The following is an 18,217-nucleotide window of genomic DNA, read 5'->3' as shown; positions in this document are numbered from 1 at the left end:
CACGCCCGCGCCCGGACCCGGCGCACCACCACCGCCCCGTCGCCGTCACCCGCTCGCTCCCGTACGACAGCACCGTTCCCCGATCCGAAGGCCTGGCACATGACCGTGTCCGTCGATACGCCGCCCGCCCGGACGGCACCCCCGCCACGGCCCCGCGCCGAGCGTCGCACCCGGCTGCTGCGCCGGGTGTCGCCGTATGTCTACATAGCCCCGTTCTTCACCCTCTTCGCCGCCTTCGGGCTCTTCCCGCTGATCTACACCGCGTATGTCTCGCTGTACCGGGTCGAGCTGCAGACCCCGGACCAGATGGAGTGGCGCGGCCTCGACAACTACACCGCGCTGCTGAGCGACAGCTACTTCTGGACCGCGCTGCGCAACACCTTCAGCATCGGCGTCCTCTCCACCGTGCCCCAGCTGCTGATGGCCCTCGGGCTGGCCCATCTCCTCAACTACAAGCTGCGCGGCAGGACGTTCCTGCGGGTCGCGGTGCTGCTGCCGTACGCGACCTCCGTCGCGGCGGCGACCCTGGTCTTCGCCCAGCTCTTCGGCCGTGACTTCGGCCTGATCAACTGGGTTCTCGGGCTGGTCGGCCTCTCCCCGGTCGACTGGCAGTCCGGCACGGTGGCCTCGCAGATCGCCGTGTCCACCATCGTCACCTGGCGCTGGACCGGCTACAACGCGCTCATCTATCTCGCGGGCATGCAGTCCATCCCCGGTGAGCTGTACGAGGCCGCGCAGATCGACGGGGCGTCGCGGTGGCGGCAGTTCCTGCATGTGACGTTGCCCGGCCTGCGTCCGACCATCCTGTTCACCGTCGTCGTCTCGACGATCGGCGCGACGCAGCTGTTCGGCGAGCCGCTGCTGTTCGAGGGCAGCATCTCCGGCGGTATCTCGCACCAGTACCAGACGCTCGGCCTCTACATGTACGAGCAGGGCTGGGGCTACTTCCACCTCGGCCGCGCCGCCGCCATCGCCTGGATCATGTTCGTCCTCATCCTGCTGCTGGTCAGCGTCAACGCCGCCGTCGCCCGCCGGCGCACCCGTAAGGAGGCCGTCCGATGACCTCACTCGCCGCACCCGCGCGCCGACCGGGCCCCGAGGACGACAAGGACCGCCCGGCCGCCGGACGGCGCGGACACGCACGGCGCCACCGGTCCACCGGCGCCGGCCGCCAGCACCACGCGGGCCGGCTCGCCTACGCGATCCTCATCGTCGCCGCCCTGCTGTCGGCCTTCCCGTTCTACTGGACCATCGTCGCGGCGACCCGCTCCAACGCCGAACTGGCCCAGAGCCCGCCCTCGTTGCTGCCGGGGCCGAACCTCATGCACAACTTCCAGCAGGTGCTGGACCAGGCGGACATCGGCAAGGCGCTGCTCAACTCCTTCATCGTGTCCGGCTCGGTGACCATCGGGACCGTGCTGTGCTCCACGCTCGCCGGTTTCGCCTTCGCCAAGCTGCGCTTCCGGGGCCGCAACCCACTGCTCGCCATCACCGTCGGCACGATGATGATCCCGCCGCAGCTGGGCGTCATCCCGCTGTTCATGCTGATCGCCAAGTTGCACTGGATCAACCAGCTGCAGGCGGTGATCCTGCCCGGCCTCGTCTCGGCCTTCGGGGTGTTCTTCATGCGGCAGTACCTGGTGCAGGCGCTGCCGGACGAGCTCATCGAGGCCGGCCGGGTGGACGGCGCGTCCACCGCGCGGATCTTCTGGAGCATCGTCGTGCCCATCGCCCGGCCCGGGATGGCGGTGCTCGGCATGCTGACCTTCATGGCCTCCTGGAACGAGTTCTTCTGGCCGGTCATCGCCCTCACCTCCCAGGAACCCACCGTGCAGGTCGCGCTGCGCCAGCTGGGCGGCGGCTATGTGCACGACCAGTCGGTGATCATGGCCGGCACGCTGCTCGGCACCCTCCCCGTACTGCTGGTCTTCGGGCTGCTGGGACGGCAGATCGTCGGCGGCATCATGCACGGCGCCGTCAAGGGGTGAGCCGCCCGCCGCCCCGCCCTCCGCTCCGTGCCACCACCCCGAATCCTTACGACCGTGTTGGGAGTCTTTCCTGATGACCGCCATCGACGCGCGCCCGGAAGCCGCCACCGCCCTCACCTTCCCTCCGGGTTTCCGATGGGGCGCGGCCACCGCCGCCTACCAGATCGAAGGCGCGGCTCGGGAGGACGGCCGTACCCCGTCCATCTGGGACACCTTCAGCCACACCCCCGGCAAGGTCCGCAACGGCGACACCGGTGACATCGCCGCCGACCACTTCCACCGGATGCCGGAGGACGTCGCCCTGATGTCCGGCCTCGGCCTGACCGACTACCGGCTGTCGGTGTCCTGGCCGCGCGTCCAGCCCACCGGGCGCGGCCCCGCCCTGCAGAAGGGCCTGGACTTCTACCGCTCCCTCGTCGACGAGCTGCTGGGCAAGGGCATCCGACCCGTCCTGACGCTCTACCACTGGGACCTGCCGCAGGAACTGGAGGACGCGGGCGGCTGGCCGGTCCGCGAGACCGCCGAGCGGTTCGCCGACTACACGGCGATCGTCGCCGGCGCCCTCGGCGACCGGGTACCGACCTGGACGACCCTCAACGAGCCCTGGTGCAGCGCCTTCCTGGGGTACGCGGAGGGCGTGCACGCGCCCGGCCGCGCCGAGCCCACCGCCGCGCTGCGCGCCGCGCACCACCTGAACCTCGCGCACGGCCGGGCCGTCGGAGTGCTGCGGGACCTGCTGCCGTCGACGGCGGAGGTCTCCCTCACGCTCAACCTCGCCGCGGTCCGGCCGCTGACCCGGTCGGCGGCCGACCTGGACGCGGCGCGCCGTATCGACGCGCTCGCCAACCGGGTCTTCCTCGACCCGGTGTTCCACGGCAGCTACCCCCAGGACCTGCTCGACGACACGGCCGCGCTCACCGACTGGCACTTCGTCCGCGACGGTGACCTCGCCGCGATCTCCCGGCCGCTCGACTCGCTCGGCCTGAACTACTACACCCCCACCGTCGTCGCCGCCGGCACCAGCGCCATCCCGTCGGCCTGGCCGGGGGCCGAGAAGCACGCCCGGTTCGTGGCCGCTCCCGGCCCGCGCACCGCGATGGACTGGCCGGTGGACGCGGGCGGGCTGCACGAGATCCTCACGCGGCTGCGCGCCGAACTGCCCGACGTGCCCATCCTCATCACGGAGAACGGCGCCGCGTACGACGACTACCGGGACCCGTCGGGCGACGTCCACGACCCGGAGCGCATCTCCTACCTGCGTGCCCACCTCGCCGCTGTCCACCGGGCCATCGCCGAAGGCGCGGACATCCGCGGCTTCTTCCTCTGGTCGCTGCTGGACAACTTCGAATGGGCGTACGGATACAGCAAGCGTTTCGGCATGGTTCACGTCGACTTCGCCAGCCAGCAGCGCACCGTGAAGGACAGCGCGCGATGGTATGCCGAGGTCATCCGCGCCGGCGGGCTGCCGGCCGACGGGGACGAGGAGGCACCGGCAGCCCGGTGACGCGGGGCGCGCGGGACGGCGTGAGTTACCTGCCGTAGACGGCCACGAAGTCGCGCGTCGCCTTGACGTAGTAGCGGTCCGCCGGGTTCTCGAAGTCGAGGAGATTGGTGGGGGTGGGGTTGGCCGGGTTGCGGCTGCCGTTGTAGGCCATGAAGGAGGGCCAGGCGCGGTTCATGTCCAGCGGCATGGCACGGACCGCGCCGGCCCGCTGCATCAGATCCGCCAGCGTGCGGGCGGTCAGCGCCTGTCCGACGACCATGATGATGTCGCCCGAGGAGGTGACCCCCACACCGGACCGCTCCACGTACATCCTGCTCTGGTCGGTGACGCCCCACTTGGAGTCGTTGCCGATGTCCGGTACGACCTGGCCGCTGTCGACCATCAGCTCCAGGCACTGCCGGACGCCGACGACATCCGGAGTCATGGAGACGTCGCGGCCCCACACACCGATCCTGATGGAGCCGTCGCGGTAGAAGACCTCGGAGGCGGCGCCGTCCCGCAGTTCGCCGGCGGTCCGGCCGTTGAGGTAGAAGCCGCCGTTCGACCCGCCGTCGGTGACCCGGAAACCACCGTTCCAGGTCGCGAGGAGTCCGGTGCGCTGGCCAGGGGGAATGGTCGGCGGAACGGAGAAGGTCCCGCCCGGCTCGCGGAAGCCCGGGTGGAGCTGGAAGCGCGCGTGCTTCGCGCTGATCCAGGCGATCGCCGCCTGGTACGAGGTGTGTGCGTCGTCGGGGCGGACATACGTCGCCTGCACGATCGGCAGCCCGTGGGAGCTGGCCACCGCGCGCCAGACGCCCTCGCCCGGCAGCCCGGGGCTGACGACGGGCTCCATCGGCTCGCGCAGCGGCAGCCCTGGTTGATGGGCGGTCGCGGGAGTGGTCGCCTTCATACGGGCCAGCGCGTCGGGCGGCAGCGTGCCGCCGACCTCCGGCGGGTCGAGCTGGTACTGGAGGTCCTCCAGCTTGTCGACCACCACGCCCATCCGGTGGTCGCGGCTCCATTCGGCGAGCCGCGCCATCACGCTGTCCTTGCCCGGGTAGGTGAGGGCCTGCCCCACCGACCAGCCCACCGTGCCGACACACACCAGCCCGACGGCGAGGCTGCCCCGGGTGACGGCCTGTCTCCGGCGCAGCTGGGCGGGCGTCAGATCCCGCTTGTGCTTCCACGGCAGCAGACGCCGTCGGCGGGCACCGTTCGCGGCCACGTCGTCACCGGCGATGTCACCGTGCTCCGTCGTTTCGTGAAGGTCCGTGATCTGTCCGCCCGCCCCTTGCGTCATGACGCTCCTTCTCCCGGCCGTTCCGTGCGGATCGCGTCACGCCGGAACGGTCACGTTATGAGTAATTTAATACGCTTTAACCTTTCGCTGGTCGGCCTAACCGCAACGGCGGGGAGAAACACCCGCCCGCCTGCGTCGGCCCACGATCGGCCCAGTAACGAGGGGCGCTGACCCGGCGTCATGCGGTGGGCACCGCGCGCCCTGACCGCGACCTTCTCCGGAGTGGGTACGAACATCGCACAACCACTGGCACAGAGTGTGTATGGACCACTACTCTGAGCGCCTGAACGGCAGGGACGTGATCATCAAGAGGGCCACATGACCTACCCGGAACCCACCATGCCGCGAGACGACTTCAACGACCGGACCCCGTCCGACCACCTCGACGGGTTACTGGCCCGCGCGGGCCGGCCGGCACCGGTCACCGCGGCACTGCTCGCACGGCTGCGCACCGCCATCGTGCACCGCACCGAGCTGGTCTCGAACCGCTGCAGCAGGGAGCCCGGCCGGCTGCTCAGCCGCCGCACCCTGCGGCATGTCTTCCTGCTGCCGGACGGCACGACGCCGGTCCTCTGGGAGCTGGAGCACGACACCGGCCCCCGCGAACACCTGGTCCACGAGGTGTTCGCGGACGAGCCGGCACTGCTCTCGGCCGAGCTGGCGGTGGACATCCGGTTCGGCGACCTGGAGCACAGCCGTGCTCTCGGGGACCCGCCGGAGAGCCGGTTCGACCTGCACTTCACGCCCTCCGCCACACGCCGCCGGCGGAGGTACGAGGCGGCCGACTCCGCCGACCACGCGGTGCGGCTGCTGCGCCGGGCGGTCAACCCCGACCTCCCCGGCGAAACGGTCCGCCTGCGGGTGCTCTCCGCCGTCGGCCACGACATAGCGTTCGCGGGCAACAACAGCAGGATGATCGAAGAGCGCTGCGCCGGCTGGACCCTGTACGAGCACGCGTTCCTGCTCCCGGGCGGCGAGGAGATCAGCCTCTGGGAGGTGGACCACTCCATGACGCCGGACCGGCACCCCGTCTGCGAGGTCTACGACCGCAGGGACACGGCCCGCGACTCGGCGGAACGGCGCCTCGAATCGCTCTGATCCCACCGAAGGGCCGGACAGTCCCTAGCGGGTGGGCTCCTCCTCGTCGACGAAGAAACTGTCGTGCCGGACCAGGAAGTCCGCGAACTCCTGGCCGCCGCGCTGCGCCATCTCCGCGACCCGCTCGAAGTACTCCTCGCGTGGAGCGCCGGGGGAGAAGAGCAGCAGCATGGACGAGGGCTCGTCGGAGTCGTTCTTGAACGCGTGCAGCCCGCCGACCGGGACGTACAGGAAGTCACCGGCGCCGGCCGTGATCCATTTCTCGCCGTTGTACAGGCCCACTTCGCCGGAGAGCACGAAGAAGGACTCCGAGATCGACTTGTGGAAGTGAGTCTTCGGGCCGGGCGACTTCGGGCCCATGTCCACCTTGTAGAGCCCGAACTCACCCCCCGTGGTGGCGTGCGTCGCGAGGTAGTGGGTGCGGTTCCCCGAGGCGGAGGTCAGTTCCGCCTCGGTGTCCGAGGGCCGGAACACCGCGTTGATCTCACCCTTGTCCCCGAGGTAGCGGGGCTCCGGGTACGACATGGTCAGCTCCTTCGAGAGTGGATCACAGCATTGTCACCCCGGAGTCCGCAGCTCCGGGGCCGGATCGCCGCAACATCCCCACCCGCACACACGAGTGCCGCCGGGAGCGGTCAGGTCTCCCGGCGGCACTCGCGTCCAGCTGACTGGCTCTCTGCTCCTTACGGGTTCTGGACGATGGTGAAGGTCGAGGTGGTGTTCTTGATGTTCTGGAAGTTGTCGCTCATCCGAAGGTTGTTGAAGGTGACGGTGCCGACGGCCGGGCCCTGGCCGGGCTCGGGCAGTTCATTGGCCCAGATGCCGTAGCCGGACTTGGCGTCGAAGGCGTCGCCGCTCTTATGGGCGCCGGTGATGGAGATGTTGGTGAAGATGGTGTCCTTCACCGGGAACTGCGGCTGTCCGCCGACATAGTTCGTCTGGAACATGATGCCGCTGTAGGTCGGATCCACGATGTCCACATCACTGACGCGGATGCCCTGGAAGATCTTCGAGGCCGAGAAGACCCAGATGGCCGGGAAGACCTGACTGCCCCAGAAGTGCCCGCCGGCCCGCACGATCGAGATGTTCTGCAGGTTGGTCGGGTCGGTGCCGAAGCCGTTCATCGGGTAGCCGAAGTCCAGCGAGCTGATCGTGATGCCCGAGTAGACCAGGGTGTCGGCGATATAGATGTTCCTGAAGGTGTTGGCGAAGCCGCCGTAGACCGCGACACCGGCGGCGCGCCAGGTCAGGATCGACGTCAGGTTCTCGAAGACGTTGTTCTTCTCGTCCGCCCCGCCGGCGTCGATGGCGGAGAAGAGCGCGAAGCTGTCGTCGCCCGTCGACCTGGCCTCGATGTTGTTGAGGTGGTTGTCCGTGCTGCCGTTCGTCATGTTGATGCCGTCGGCGAACGTGTCACGGATACGGCTGTTCGTGATGGAGATGTTGTCGGTGTTGGCGCCCCAGTACAGGCACACCGTGTGCTCGTTCCAGACGTTGTCGATGGAGATGTTGGCGACGTTGGAGAAGTCGAACACCTTGCCCGGGCCGTCGATCCGCGACGTGTAGTTCCCGAAGTAGGCGAAGCCCGAGAACGAGGAGCCGTTCGCGGAGGCCTCCGCCCGGAAACCGATGTCGGTGTTGGCCTGGGTCGAGGGCGCGTTGAACCGGGTGAACCAGGGACCGGCGCCGACCACCTTCACAGCCTTGCCGTACACCTGGAACTTGCTGGCCGTCTGGTACTCGCCCGGGGGCAGGTAGACGCCGACCAGGGTGCCCGTGGTGTCCATCCGGACCTTGTCGAGCGCGTTCTGGACGTCCTGATGCGTGACGCCCGCCGGCACCGTGTACTTGGCGGGGTCCGGGTTGGCGATAGCGGTGGCCTGCTCGAGGTTGATGAAGTCGATCGCGTAGGTGCTGGTGTTGGCGGCATCCTTCTGGAGCTTGATCTTCGCTCCGGCCGGGACGGTCGTCCCGAGCATGATGTTGGCCTCGTCGTAGATGTGCCGCGGGCCGCCGGCGCCGGGCGAGTTGCCGGGACCTGTCTCGTTGCCGTACAGCCAGGCGTACTTGGACGTCAGGTCGATGGCCTTGAGGAAGCTGCCGTTGACGTAGATGTCCAGGGTGGAGTTGATGCCGTCGCCGCCCGCGGCGTCCGGGATGGAGAAGCGGGTGACCAGGGTGTTGGTGCTGGCCTTGGTGGTGAACTCGACGGATGAGCCGGTCGAGTTCAGGGTGACGGCCTTGCGGCCGGATGCCTCGCCGGCCACGTCGCCGACGGTCCGGTTCGGTCCGACGACTGCCGCGCCGCCACCGAGGACGCCGTCCTCGGCCTCGTACATGTCGTACGGCATGTTGGCGCCGCGTCCGACGAACAGCGACTGGGTGCTGGTGTTGTTGGCCTGCTTGACCGGCAGCTCGTTGGCGTCGTTGGCCAGGACGGTTTTGACGCTGTACTTGCCGTTGCCGGCCGTCCACGTGCCCAGGTTGACCGGGCTCGCCGTGGCGCCGGCCGCGATCGCCCCGTTGTACGCCCCGGTCAGCGTCTTGACGACGGATCCGGACGTGGTGTCGGTGACCGTCAGGGTGATGCCGTGGGCGCCGCTCGCGGAGGCCACGGTGCCCTGGTTCTTGATGGCCACGGAGAAGGTCACCGTGTTGCCGGCCGCCGGGTTGCCCGGGGTCCAGCTGACGGGCGACGCGATCAGGTCGGAGCTGGCCACCGGGGTGACGACCAGCGGGCTCGGGCTGCTGAAGCTGTTGTTCGCCTCGTTCTGCTCGATGACCGTGTTGGCCTCGTCGACCTTGGCGCTCAGCGGGTAGGAGCCCGCGTTGCGTACGCCGATGTTGGCGGAGACGGTGGCGGACGCCCCGGCCGCGAGTGCGGCCACCGGCGCGGTACCGGCGAGCGTGGTGCCGAGGTAGAGGTTGACGTTGGTCGCGCCGGCGGCCGCGGGGCCGATGTTCTTGACCGTCGCGGACAGTGTGATCGGGTCCGTCTCGACCGGCGAGGCGGGCGAGGCGGTGAGTGCCGACACGGTCAGGTCCGGGTTGGGAGCCGGTGTGCCGATCACCTGGAACTCGGCGACCTGGCCGCCGCCCGCGCCGGAGTTGGATGTGATCTTGAGCTGGACGTCCGCGACCCGTCCGCCGACCGGGATCGTCACCGTGTTGCCCGAGGCCGGGTTGAACGTGTAGACGGTCGGTGAGGTCAGGCTGGTGAAGGTCGAGGAGCTCTGCTCACGTCCGAGGACCTGGATGGTCTGGGTGCGCGTCGACCAGGCGCCGTCAGGGTTGAGCTTCACCACGACCGAGTTGACGTCGGCGTTGGAGCCCAGTGCGACGGTCAGCGTGTTCGGGTAGCTGCCGCCGTTCGCCTCCCAGTAGGTCGCCACGTTGTTGTCGTTCGCGTTCGTGGCGACGAAGTTCTGGATGGTGGACGAGGCGGTGATGTCCTTGCCGACCGCCAGGTTCGAGCCGCCGCCACCGGTCCCCGTGCGGGTGACGGTGTTGCTGTTGCCGGACTCGTTGCCGGCCGCGTCCTTGGCCTTGACGTAGTAGGCCACGGTCGCGGAGTCGGGCTGGCTGTCGGTGTAGGTGAGTACGTTTCCGGCCACGCTGGTGCGCAGCACGTTGTTGGCGTACACGTCGTAGCCGGTGACGCCGACGTTGTCCGTCGAGGCGTTCCAGGTCAGCTTGATCTGGCCGGACGCCGGCTGTGTGTAGGCCAGGCCCGTCGGCGCGGTCGGCGCCTGCGTGTCACCCGTCGTCGGTCCGTACAGCTCGAACTCGGACAGCTGGGCCGCGGGCCAGGCGGTGTTGGCGGTGATGTTCAGCCGTACGTACCGGGTGTTGATCGTGTTGAAGTCGACCGTCACGGTGTTACCGGCGGACGGATTGAAGACATAGCCCTTGGACGCGGCGATGTCGGTGAAGGACGAGCCGTTGGTGCTGCCCTGGACCGACAGCGTCTGGGTCCTGGTCTCCCACCCGGCCGGCAGCTTCAGCACCAGCTGGTTCACGCCGACGGTGGCGCCCAGGTCGGCCTGGATCCACTGCGGGAAGGCGTTGTTGTTGCTCTCCCAGTAGCTGGCCTGGTTGCTGTCGTTGGCGTTGCCCGCCACGTAGGGGGAGTTGGAGCTGCTCGCCGTGGTGGTCTTGGAGATGGCGAGGTTGACGGTCGAGGCCGCCGCCTCCGAGACCTGCAGTTCGGAGATCTGAGCGGCCGGCTTGGCGGTGTTCGCCGTGACGGCGACGCGGACGAAACGGGTGTTGGCCGCCGGGAACGTGATCTTCACGGCGTTGCCGGAGCTGGGAGCGAAGACGTACTTGGCGGAACTGACGATCGTCTCGTAGCTCGTGCCGTCCGCGCTGCCCTGCACGGCGAGCGTCTGGGTGCGACTCGACCAGCCGGCCGGGACCTTAAGAGTCACCTGGTCAATGGTTCTGCTGCGCCCGAGGTCGACCTGCGCCCACTGCGGGAGGGCGCTGCCGTTGCCCTCCCAGTACGTGGACTGGTCACCGTCGTTGAGGTTTCCGGCCGTGCTGCCGCCGCTGGAGGCGCTGGCCGAGGCCGTCTTCCCCGCCGCCACATTGGGGGCGGCCTCGGCCGCCGCGGCCCGGAGCACCGGCCCGCCGAGAAGCATCAGACTGGCCGCGAGCGAGCCCGCGACCAGCTTGGGTATCCGCTTCGATCTCACTGCGTTCCTCTGTCTCTCGTCCGGAGTGTCAGGAATGGGGGGCGAGTGAGGCCACGGCCACGCTCTCGCCGTCGAAGTTGCGGAGAATGGTAAGGAATGAACATCACTCTGCAATGAATTTGCGTTGGGTTAGCAGAGTGTTACAGACGTGCTACAGCCACGTCTACGCCCCCGCAAGATCGGCTTGTGGGTGTCCGGAACCGAGTGGTCCGGCAGGGACCGGTGGGGCGGTCGAGGGGTAAACGCTGGACGGAATGCTGCACTCCACCCGTTGCGAGCTGCAAGTGGGCCTAATTTGCAGATCTCTTCACATATATTGCTCATCCTGCGTGCTCTATTGCGGCAGTGTTTCGCCGTGGCTACGATCTGCCGCTGACCGGTCAACGGCGCGCAACCGTGCACAACGGGAGGAGTCCACATGGGGATCTCACGCCGGGTGTTCATCGGATCGGTGACGGCGGGAGTCGCCCTCGGCGCCCTGCCGGCCACCGGGACGCTCGGGGCGGCGGCCGTTGCCGCGAGCCCTCCAGGAGACGTGGTCGGGAAGATCACCGTCGGCTATCAGGGCTGGTTCGCCGCCCCCGGTGACGGAGCGCCCATCAACGGCTGGTGGCACTGGAGCCAGAACTGGTCCCAGCCGCCGTCCCCGTCCAACAACGCGATCAGGGCATGGCCCGACATGCGGGACTACACGGGCGCCTACCGGACCGCCTACGGCAACCTCGGCAACGGGCAGCCCGCGACGCTCTTCTCCTCCTACGACCAGCAGACGGTCAACGCCCACTTCCTGTCGATGCGGCAGAACGGCTGTGACACCGCGGCCCTGCAGCGGTTCAACCCGAACGGCGGCGAGGGCGCCACCCGCGACGCGATGGCCGTCAAGGTCAGGGCTGCCGCGGAGGCCAACGACCGCAAGTTCTACGTGATGTACGACGTCAGCGGCTGGGCGAACATGCAGCCGGAGATCAAGGCCGACTGGACCGCCAAGATGTCGGCGCTGACGTCCTCCGCCGCGTACGCGCGGCAGAACGGCAAGCCGGTCGTGGGCATCTGGGGCTTCGGCTTCGCCGACGACAACCACCCCTGGTCCCCGGCGGCCTGCCTCGACGTCGTCAACTGGTTCAAGAGCCAGGGCTGTTACGTCATGGGCGGCGTCCCGACGTACTGGCGGACCGGGGTCAACGACTCAAAGCCCGGGTACCTCGACGTCTACCGCGCCTTCCACATGCTCTCCCCGTGGATGGTGGGCCGGATCGGCAACGCGGGCGACTCCGACCACTTCTACGACCTGTGCACCGTGCCCGACCAGGCCGACTGCAACGCCCACGGCATCGACTACCAACCGTGCGTGCTCCCCGGCGACGTCGGCGGACGGCAGCGGGCGCACGGCGACTTCATGTGGCGGCAGTTCTACAACGTGGTCCGGGCGGGCGCCCAGGGCATCTACATTTCGATGTTCGACGAGTACAACGAGGGCAACCAGATCGCCAAGACGGCCGAGACGTCGGCGACCGTCCCGGTCGGCTCCGGCCTGCTGGGGCTGGACGAGGACGGGACGGCCTGCTCGGCGGACTACTATCTGCGGCTCACGGCCGACGGCGGCAGAATGCTCAAGGGGCAGCTCGCGCTGACCCCGGTCCGCCCGACCGCCCCGGTCACCAGCGGCGGGCCCCCTCCCGTCGACACCAACCTGGCGCTGCACCGGCCGACGTCGGAGAGCAGCCACACGCAGGGCTACGGTTCGGGCAACGCCGTCGACGGTGACGCCAACAGCTACTGGGAGAGCGCCAACAACGCGTTCCCGCAGTGGCTCCAGGTCGATCTCGGTGCCGCGACCGGCGCCAAGCGCGTCGTTCTGTCCGTGCCGCCGGCCACCGCCTGGGGAGCCAGGACCCAGACGCTCTCCGTCCTGGGCAGCACCGACGGTTCGAACTTCGCCACGGTGGCCGGCCCGGCGGGCTACACCTTCGACCCGGCCACCGGCAACAAGGCCACCATCACCTTCGCGGCCACCGCGACCGTCCGCTATCTGCGGCTCAGCTTCACCGCCAACACGGGGTGGCCGGCCGGGCAGGTCGCCGAATTCCAGGTCTACGGGTCCTGAGGGCCGGCTGACGGCTCATCCCGGTTCCAGGTCTACGGGTCCTGAGGGCGGCTGGCGGCTCATTCCGGCGCGTTCACCGGAGGCCGTCAGGCGAACACTCCGTCGATCCAGTTCTGCCAGGTGGCTTCGGTCCCCTTCACGCCCGGTTCGGCGTCGGCGTCATGGCCGGTGCCGAACCGGTGCACCACGACACCGACCGTTCCGCCGAAGGCGTTCCTGCCGAAGAAGCGGTAGAGCGAATCGGCGGTGCGCAGGCCGATGAAGTACTGGTTGCGGTAGTCGATCACGGCGTCGACCGCGTCGGGGCCGGGCAGCCCGACCCGTACCGCGGTGCCAGCCGCCGCGTCGTCGGGCAGCCCCAGCGCCCTGCCGAGCACGGTGAACGCGTCCGGCGCACCGGACGCCGTCGGGCCCTCGACCGCGGCGTAGACCGGGGTCAGTCCGGGGAAGTGCTCGAGGTACTGCCGCAGCGTGTGCAGATAGAAGTCCGTGTGCTTGCTGGCGCCGTCGTACTGGTTGTCCCAGTCGTCGACGAAGATGCCGCTGTGCACATAGCGCACCCAGGCGCGGCCGCCCTCACGCGGTTCGATGACGTGGTCCAGCTGATTGAACGTCTGGTTCTCCACGCCCTCCGGGCTCTCCACCCGGCCGGTGAGCCGGTGCGGCGGATCCCAGGCGGTCACGGTGCCGCCGAACGGGGCCGCGCCGCCCTCGCGGTGCTCGTACTCCATCGGCCACAGCCAGCCGGCCGTACCTTCGGTGAGCGCTTCCCAGACCTGCTCGGGGGTCGCCTGGACCTCGAACTCCCGGATGATCTCGAATTCCTTGGACATGGTGACTCCTTGTACGGGTTATGCGGGCTATACGGGCTTGTCGGTGGGGGATGCGGCCGTGGTGCGTTCGTCCGCGGCGGGCAGCGACTCGGCCGGGCCGACCGCCGGCATCTTGACGGTCGGGTGGACGGCGACGACCACACGGTGGTCCCGGCCGCCCTCCGCCGACGCGTCGTGATACTTCAGAACCAGCGCGCCGACTCCGGCCGCCAGTTCCTCGATGAACGCCGCCCGGTCGGCGGCGGAGGCGAAGCGCACCTCGCCGTCCAGCGCGAAGGTCGCGAGCGGCCGGCGAGCCTTGGCCGCGCCCGTGAGCAGCGTGCCGACGTCACGCACCAGGCGCGCGGCGACCGCGAGCAGCCAGCGGGCGGAGAACTGGTCACGGGAGCGGGCCGGATCGGGCTGCACCGCGGCCAGCGCGAGCGGCGAGATCACGTACGACGCCGCCGTCGCGCGCATCATCCGCTCGGTCACATTGCCCTTCCTGCGCTCATCGACCAGCTCGATCAGGCCGTGCCGCTCCAGCGCCTTGAGGTGGTAGTTCACCTTCTGCCGGGGCAGGCCGACCCGGGCCGCAAGCATGGTCGCCGAGGCGGGCTCCATCAGCTCGGCGAGGAGCCGGGCCCTTATCGGCGCAAGCGAGACCTCGGCGGCTGCCGGGTCCTCGATCACTGTCACGTCCAACATGGCTCCAGGCTCTCACCGACAAATATTTTTGTCCAGACGTATCTTCTTGTCGGAGGAGTCCATAAGCCATGAGTCTGGACGGTGCTACTGCTAGCGTTCCGGGTTATGGAACTGCGCCAGCTGGAATACCTCGTGACGGTCACCGAAGAGGCGAGTTTCACCAAGGCCGCGGCCAAGCTCCATGTGGCGCAGCCCGGGGTGAGCGCCCAGATCCGGCAGTTGGAACGGGAGTTGGGACAGGACCTGCTGGACCGTTCCGGCCGCACGGTCCGGCCCACCGACGTGGGCGCCGCGGTGCTGCCGTACGCGCGGGCGGCGCTCGCCGCCGTCGCCGGCGCCCGGCAGGCCGTCGAAGAACTGGCCGGCCTGGTCCGCGGGCATGTCGCGGTCGGCACCGTGACCTCGCTCGGGCAGGCCGTCGACCTGGCCGGGCTGCTGGCCGACTTCCATCACAGCCACCCCGCGGTGGAGATCGGCCTCATCGAGGACACCTCGGACAACCTGCTCCAGGCGCTGCTCACAGGGCGGCTGGACGTTGCGGTCGTCAGCCTGGCGGGCGAGCTCCCGCCGGGGATCGGGGTGCAGGTCGTCGTCGACGAGCCGTTCGTCGTCGCCGTCGCCCCCGGCGATCCGCTGGCCGCCCGGACCTCGATCACGCTCGACGCCCTCGCCGGCCGTCCCCTGATGTGCCTGCCGCGCGGCACCGGGCTGCGCACCGTGGTCGACCTCGCCTGTGCGGCGGCGGGCTTCCGGCCGCGGATCGCGTTCGAGGCGGCGGATCCCACCGTCCTCGCGCAGTTCGCCATCCGGGGGCTGGGCGTGGCGATCCTGCCCGAGTCGCTCGCCCGTTCCTACCCGGGTGAACTGCACGCGGTGAACCTGGTCCGGCCGAAGCTGCGCGGGCGCCTCGCCCTCGCCTGGCGCGCGGAGGGGCCGTCGGGCCCGGCGGCCCGCGCCCTGGTCCGGCAGGCCCGCGCCGCGCTGCCGGAGCGGACGGAGGATGCTCCGGCCTGAGCCGGCGGAGGATGCTCCCGCCTCGACCTCGTGGCCCACGAGGTGGCCGCCCCCCTCTATGCAACTTGTTGCATAATCGGCTCGACTCGTCTAGAACTTGCGCTAAGAGTTCGCGCGAGGAGGCCCCCTGATGAGCGACTACCCCCACCTGCTGAGCCCGCTGGACCTGGGCTTCACCACCCTGCCCAACCGGGTGCTGATGGGTTCGATGCACGTCGGTCTGGAGGAGGCGCCCCGCGGCTTCGAGCGGATGGCCGAGTTCTACGCCACCCGCGCCCGTGGCGGCGTCGGCCTCATGGTCACCGGCGGGATCGCCCCCAACGACGCGGGGCGCCCGTACGAGGGCGGTGCGAAGCTGACGACGGAGGCCGAGGCGGAGCAGCACACCGCGGTGACCGCGGCCGTGCACCGCGAGGGCGCGAAGATCGCGATGCAGATCCTGCACTTCGGCCGGTACGCGCACCATGCCGATCTCGTCGCGCCCAGCGCCCTCCAGGCGCCCATCAGCGGCTTCACCCCCCACGCGCTGACCGAGGACGAGGTCGAGCAGACCGTCGAGGACTTCGTACGGGCGGCCGCGCTCGCGCAGCTCGCCGGCTACGACGGCGTCGAGATCATGGGGTCCGAGGGATATCTGCTCAACGAGTTCATCGCGGCACCCACCAACCAGCGGCAGGACCGCTGGGGCGGCGAGTACCGGAACCGGATCCGCTTCCCGGTCGAGATCGTACGCCGGGTCCGCGAGCGGGTCGGCCCGGACTTCATCCTCATCTACCGGCTCTCGATGCTCGACCTCATACCGGGCGGATCCACCCTCGCGGAAGTGATCACTCTCGCCCAGGAGATCGAGGCGGCCGGCGCGACCATCATCAACACCGGCATCGGTTGGCACGAAGCACGTATCCCGACGATCGCGACCTCCGTCCCGCGCGGCGCCTTCACCTGGGTGACGAAGAAGGTCATGGGCTCCGTGGGCATCCCCCTGGTGACCAGCAACCGGATCAACACCCCTGAACTGGCAGAGCAGTTGCTCGCCGAAGGCTGCGCGGACATGGTGTCGCTGGCCCGCCCGCTGCTGGCCGACCCCGACTTCGTCGCCAAGGCCCGGCGCGGGCAGTCGGCCACCATCAACACCTGCATCGGGTGCAACCAGGCCTGCCTGGACCACACGTTCAGCGGGAAGATCACGTCCTGCCTGGTCAACCCCCGCGCCTGCAACGAGACCGAGCTGATCCTGCAGCCGACCAGGCGCCGCAAGAGCGTCGGGGTGGTCGGCGCGGGGCCGGCCGGACTCGCCTTCGCGGTCTCGGCCGCCGAACGCGGGCACGCGGTCACCCTCTTCGACGGCGCGACCGAGATCGGCGGACAGCTCAACATCGCCCGCAAGGTCCCGGGCAAGGAGGAGTTCAACGAGACGCTGCGCTACTACCGCGAGCAGCTGGAGCTCCACGGCGTCGACGTCCGGCTGAAGACCACCGTCACCGTCGACACCCTCACCGCCGAAGGGTTCGACGAGATCGTGCTCGCCACCGGCGTCGTCCCCCGCACCCCGGACATCGAGGGAGTCGGCCACCCCAGCGTCCTCAGCTACCTGGACGTGCTGCGCGACGGGGCCCACGTCGGGCAGTCCGTCGCGATCCTCGGCGCCGGCGGTATCGGCTTCGACGTGGCGGAGTTCCTCAGCGACGGCGGCGACGCGGCGAGCCTCGACCCCGAGGCTTTCTTCCGCCAGTGGGGGATCGACCCCGGCTACGAGACGCGGGGCGGAGTGCGCAAGCCCGAGCGGGCCACCTCGCCGCGCAGCCTGCACCTGTTGCAGCGCAAGGAGAGCAAGGTCGGCGCGGGGCTGGGCAAGACCACCGGCTGGATCCACCGCACCGAACTGCGGCACCGCGGCGTCACGATGGTCGCCGGCGCCACCTACCACCGCATCGACGACGCCGGCCTCCATGTGACGGTCGACGGCAGGAGCGAGGTCCTCGGCGTCGACACCGTCGTGCTCTGCACCGGCCAGGAGCCGCGCCGCGACCTGTACGAGGCGCTGCGCGAGGCGGGGCACTCGGCGCACCTCATCGGCGGCGCCGACGTCGCCGCCGAACTCGACGCGAAGCGCGCGATCCGCCAGGGCACCGAGCTGGCGGCGGCGCTCTGACGGCGCGCCGGCGGCGCCGATCCTAGGATGCCTCCCAGTACGTCCATCGTCCGGCCGGGATGCCCCGGCCGGACGACCGGGTCCCAGAGAGGCGCCGTAAGACCATGTCGCTGCCGCACGCCATCCTCACCGCTCTGCTGGAGAAGCCGTCCTCGGGGCTGGAGCTGACGCGTCGGTTCGACCGCTCGATCGGCTTCTTCTGGTCCGCCACCCACCAGCAGATCTACCGCGAGCTGGGAAAGCTGGAGCAGGGCGGCCTCATCCACGCACTCGCCCAGTCGCCGTCCCGTGGCCAGAAGCGCGAGTACGAGGTGCTGCCCGCGGGCCGTGCGGAACTGACCACCTGGGTGGCCACCAGCCAGGATCCCAAGCCGATCCGCGACGCCCTGCTGCTGCGCCTGCGCGCGGCGGCGGTCGTCGGCCGGGACGGCCTCGAACCCGAGCTGGAACGTCATCTCGCGGACCACCGACGGCAGTTGGCCGAGTACACCGCGATCGAGGAACGTGACTTCGCCGCCGGGGACCCCAGCGGCGAGGACCGATTGCGGCATCTGGTGCTGCGCGCGGGGATCGGGCTGGAGACGTTCTGGATCGAGTGGCTCACCGAGTCGCTGGCGGAGTTCCGTGGGCCGGACACCGCGGACGAGGTCGACGAGGGCTGACGTCGACCACGGCCCGGTCGGGCCGTAATGATCCGGGCTGATGCCGATACACCTTCATCGTCAGCGCCGGCACCGGCCAGGTGCTCGGGCAGGAGGAGACCCTGACCACGACGGCCGGGAAGCTCAATGTGCCCATCCCCGCCGTCATCAGTTACCGGTCTTACCTGACGACCAGCTCCTCCTTCTGACGCCCTGATGG

13 protein-coding genes are annotated in these 18,217 nt (G+C 69.5%); 8 read left to right on the top strand and 5 right to left on the bottom strand.

Features of this window, described 5'->3' with window-relative positions; translation table 11 throughout:
- Window positions 1-99: 99 nt before the first annotated feature.
- From C6N31_RS13650 to C6N31_RS13640, 3 genes are all read left to right on the top strand, one after another.
- On the top strand, window positions 100-1,062 hold the full coding sequence (locus tag C6N31_RS13650) for a carbohydrate ABC transporter permease (RefSeq protein WP_198357606.1): 963 nt from the start codon (window positions 100-102) through the stop codon (window positions 1,060-1,062).
- Entirely contained in the window at window positions 1,059-1,988 is a 930-nt protein-coding gene (locus C6N31_RS13645; protein WP_138354240.1) for a carbohydrate ABC transporter permease, read from the top strand. Before C6N31_RS13650 ends, C6N31_RS13645 begins: the two co-directional genes overlap by 4 nt.
- Before the next feature lie 73 nt (window positions 1,989-2,061).
- On the top strand, window positions 2,062-3,492 hold the full coding sequence (locus C6N31_RS13640) for a GH1 family beta-glucosidase (protein ID WP_198357605.1): 1,431 nt from the start codon (window positions 2,062-2,064) through the stop codon (window positions 3,490-3,492).
- A gap of 25 nt (window positions 3,493-3,517) precedes the next feature.
- On the opposite strand, the gene C6N31_RS13635 is transcribed toward C6N31_RS13640, so the two are convergent.
- On the bottom strand, window positions 3,518-4,771 hold the full coding sequence (locus tag C6N31_RS13635; RefSeq protein WP_138354238.1) for a phosphodiester glycosidase family protein: 1,254 nt from the start codon (window positions 4,769-4,771) through the stop codon (window positions 3,518-3,520).
- Between the two features lie 318 nt (window positions 4,772-5,089).
- On the opposite strand from C6N31_RS13635, the gene C6N31_RS13630 reads away from it, so the two are divergent.
- The gene (locus tag C6N31_RS13630) at window positions 5,090-5,869 is read left to right on the top strand and encodes a DUF6227 family protein (protein ID WP_138354237.1); all 780 of its coding nucleotides are present in this window, start codon (window positions 5,090-5,092) and stop codon (window positions 5,867-5,869) included.
- Between the two features lie 24 nt (window positions 5,870-5,893).
- Here the strand turns inward: C6N31_RS13630 and C6N31_RS13625 are convergent, their stop codons facing one another.
- Together C6N31_RS13625 and C6N31_RS13620 are read right to left on the bottom strand one after the other, a co-directional pair.
- Window positions 5,894-6,394 (bottom strand): cupin domain-containing protein, encoded by a 501-nt coding sequence (locus C6N31_RS13625; RefSeq protein WP_138354236.1) that lies wholly within the window; start codon window positions 6,392-6,394, stop codon window positions 5,894-5,896.
- Between the two features lie 158 nt (window positions 6,395-6,552).
- Window positions 6,553-10,512, bottom strand: a complete 3,960-nt coding sequence (locus C6N31_RS13620) for a discoidin domain-containing protein (RefSeq protein ID WP_198357664.1) — start codon at window positions 10,510-10,512, stop codon at window positions 6,553-6,555.
- A gap of 472 nt (window positions 10,513-10,984) precedes the next feature.
- Between C6N31_RS13620 and C6N31_RS13615 the strand changes: the two genes are divergently transcribed.
- Window positions 10,985-12,670 carry a glycoside hydrolase family 99 protein gene (locus tag C6N31_RS13615; protein ID WP_138354235.1) on the top strand — a complete coding sequence of 562 codons (1,686 nt, stop codon included), beginning with the start codon at window positions 10,985-10,987 and terminating at the stop codon, window positions 12,668-12,670.
- Window positions 12,671-12,756: 86 nt separating this feature from the next.
- On the opposite strand, the gene C6N31_RS13610 is transcribed toward C6N31_RS13615, so the two are convergent.
- Together C6N31_RS13610 and C6N31_RS13605 are read right to left on the bottom strand one after the other, a co-directional pair.
- Window positions 12,757-13,503 (bottom strand): SRPBCC family protein, encoded by a 747-nt coding sequence (locus tag C6N31_RS13610; RefSeq protein ID WP_138354234.1) that lies wholly within the window; start codon window positions 13,501-13,503, stop codon window positions 12,757-12,759.
- A 27-nt stretch (window positions 13,504-13,530) separates the two neighbouring features.
- Entirely contained in the window at window positions 13,531-14,190 is a 660-nt protein-coding gene (locus tag C6N31_RS13605; protein WP_138354233.1) for an ArsR/SmtB family transcription factor, read from the bottom strand.
- Window positions 14,191-14,295: 105 nt separating this feature from the next.
- Between C6N31_RS13605 and C6N31_RS13600 the strand changes: the two genes are divergently transcribed.
- From C6N31_RS13600 to C6N31_RS13590, 3 genes are all read left to right on the top strand, one after another.
- Window positions 14,296-15,204, top strand: coding sequence for a LysR family transcriptional regulator (locus C6N31_RS13600; protein ID WP_138354232.1), 909 nt, complete (start codon window positions 14,296-14,298; stop codon window positions 15,202-15,204).
- A gap of 130 nt (window positions 15,205-15,334) precedes the next feature.
- Window positions 15,335-17,356 (top strand): NADPH-dependent 2,4-dienoyl-CoA reductase, encoded by a 2,022-nt coding sequence (locus tag C6N31_RS13595; RefSeq protein WP_138354231.1) that lies wholly within the window; start codon window positions 15,335-15,337, stop codon window positions 17,354-17,356.
- A 104-nt stretch (window positions 17,357-17,460) separates the two neighbouring features.
- Window positions 17,461-18,018, top strand: coding sequence for a PadR family transcriptional regulator (locus C6N31_RS13590; RefSeq protein ID WP_138354230.1), 558 nt, complete (start codon window positions 17,461-17,463; stop codon window positions 18,016-18,018).
- Window positions 18,019-18,217 lie beyond the last annotated feature (199 nt).

The sequence above is a fragment of the Streptomyces fildesensis genome (assembly GCF_016107395.1).
Classification (GTDB): Bacteria; Actinomycetota; Actinomycetes; order Streptomycetales; family Streptomycetaceae; genus Actinacidiphila; species Actinacidiphila fildesensis.
This window is presented reverse-complemented; position numbering and strand designations above follow the sequence as displayed.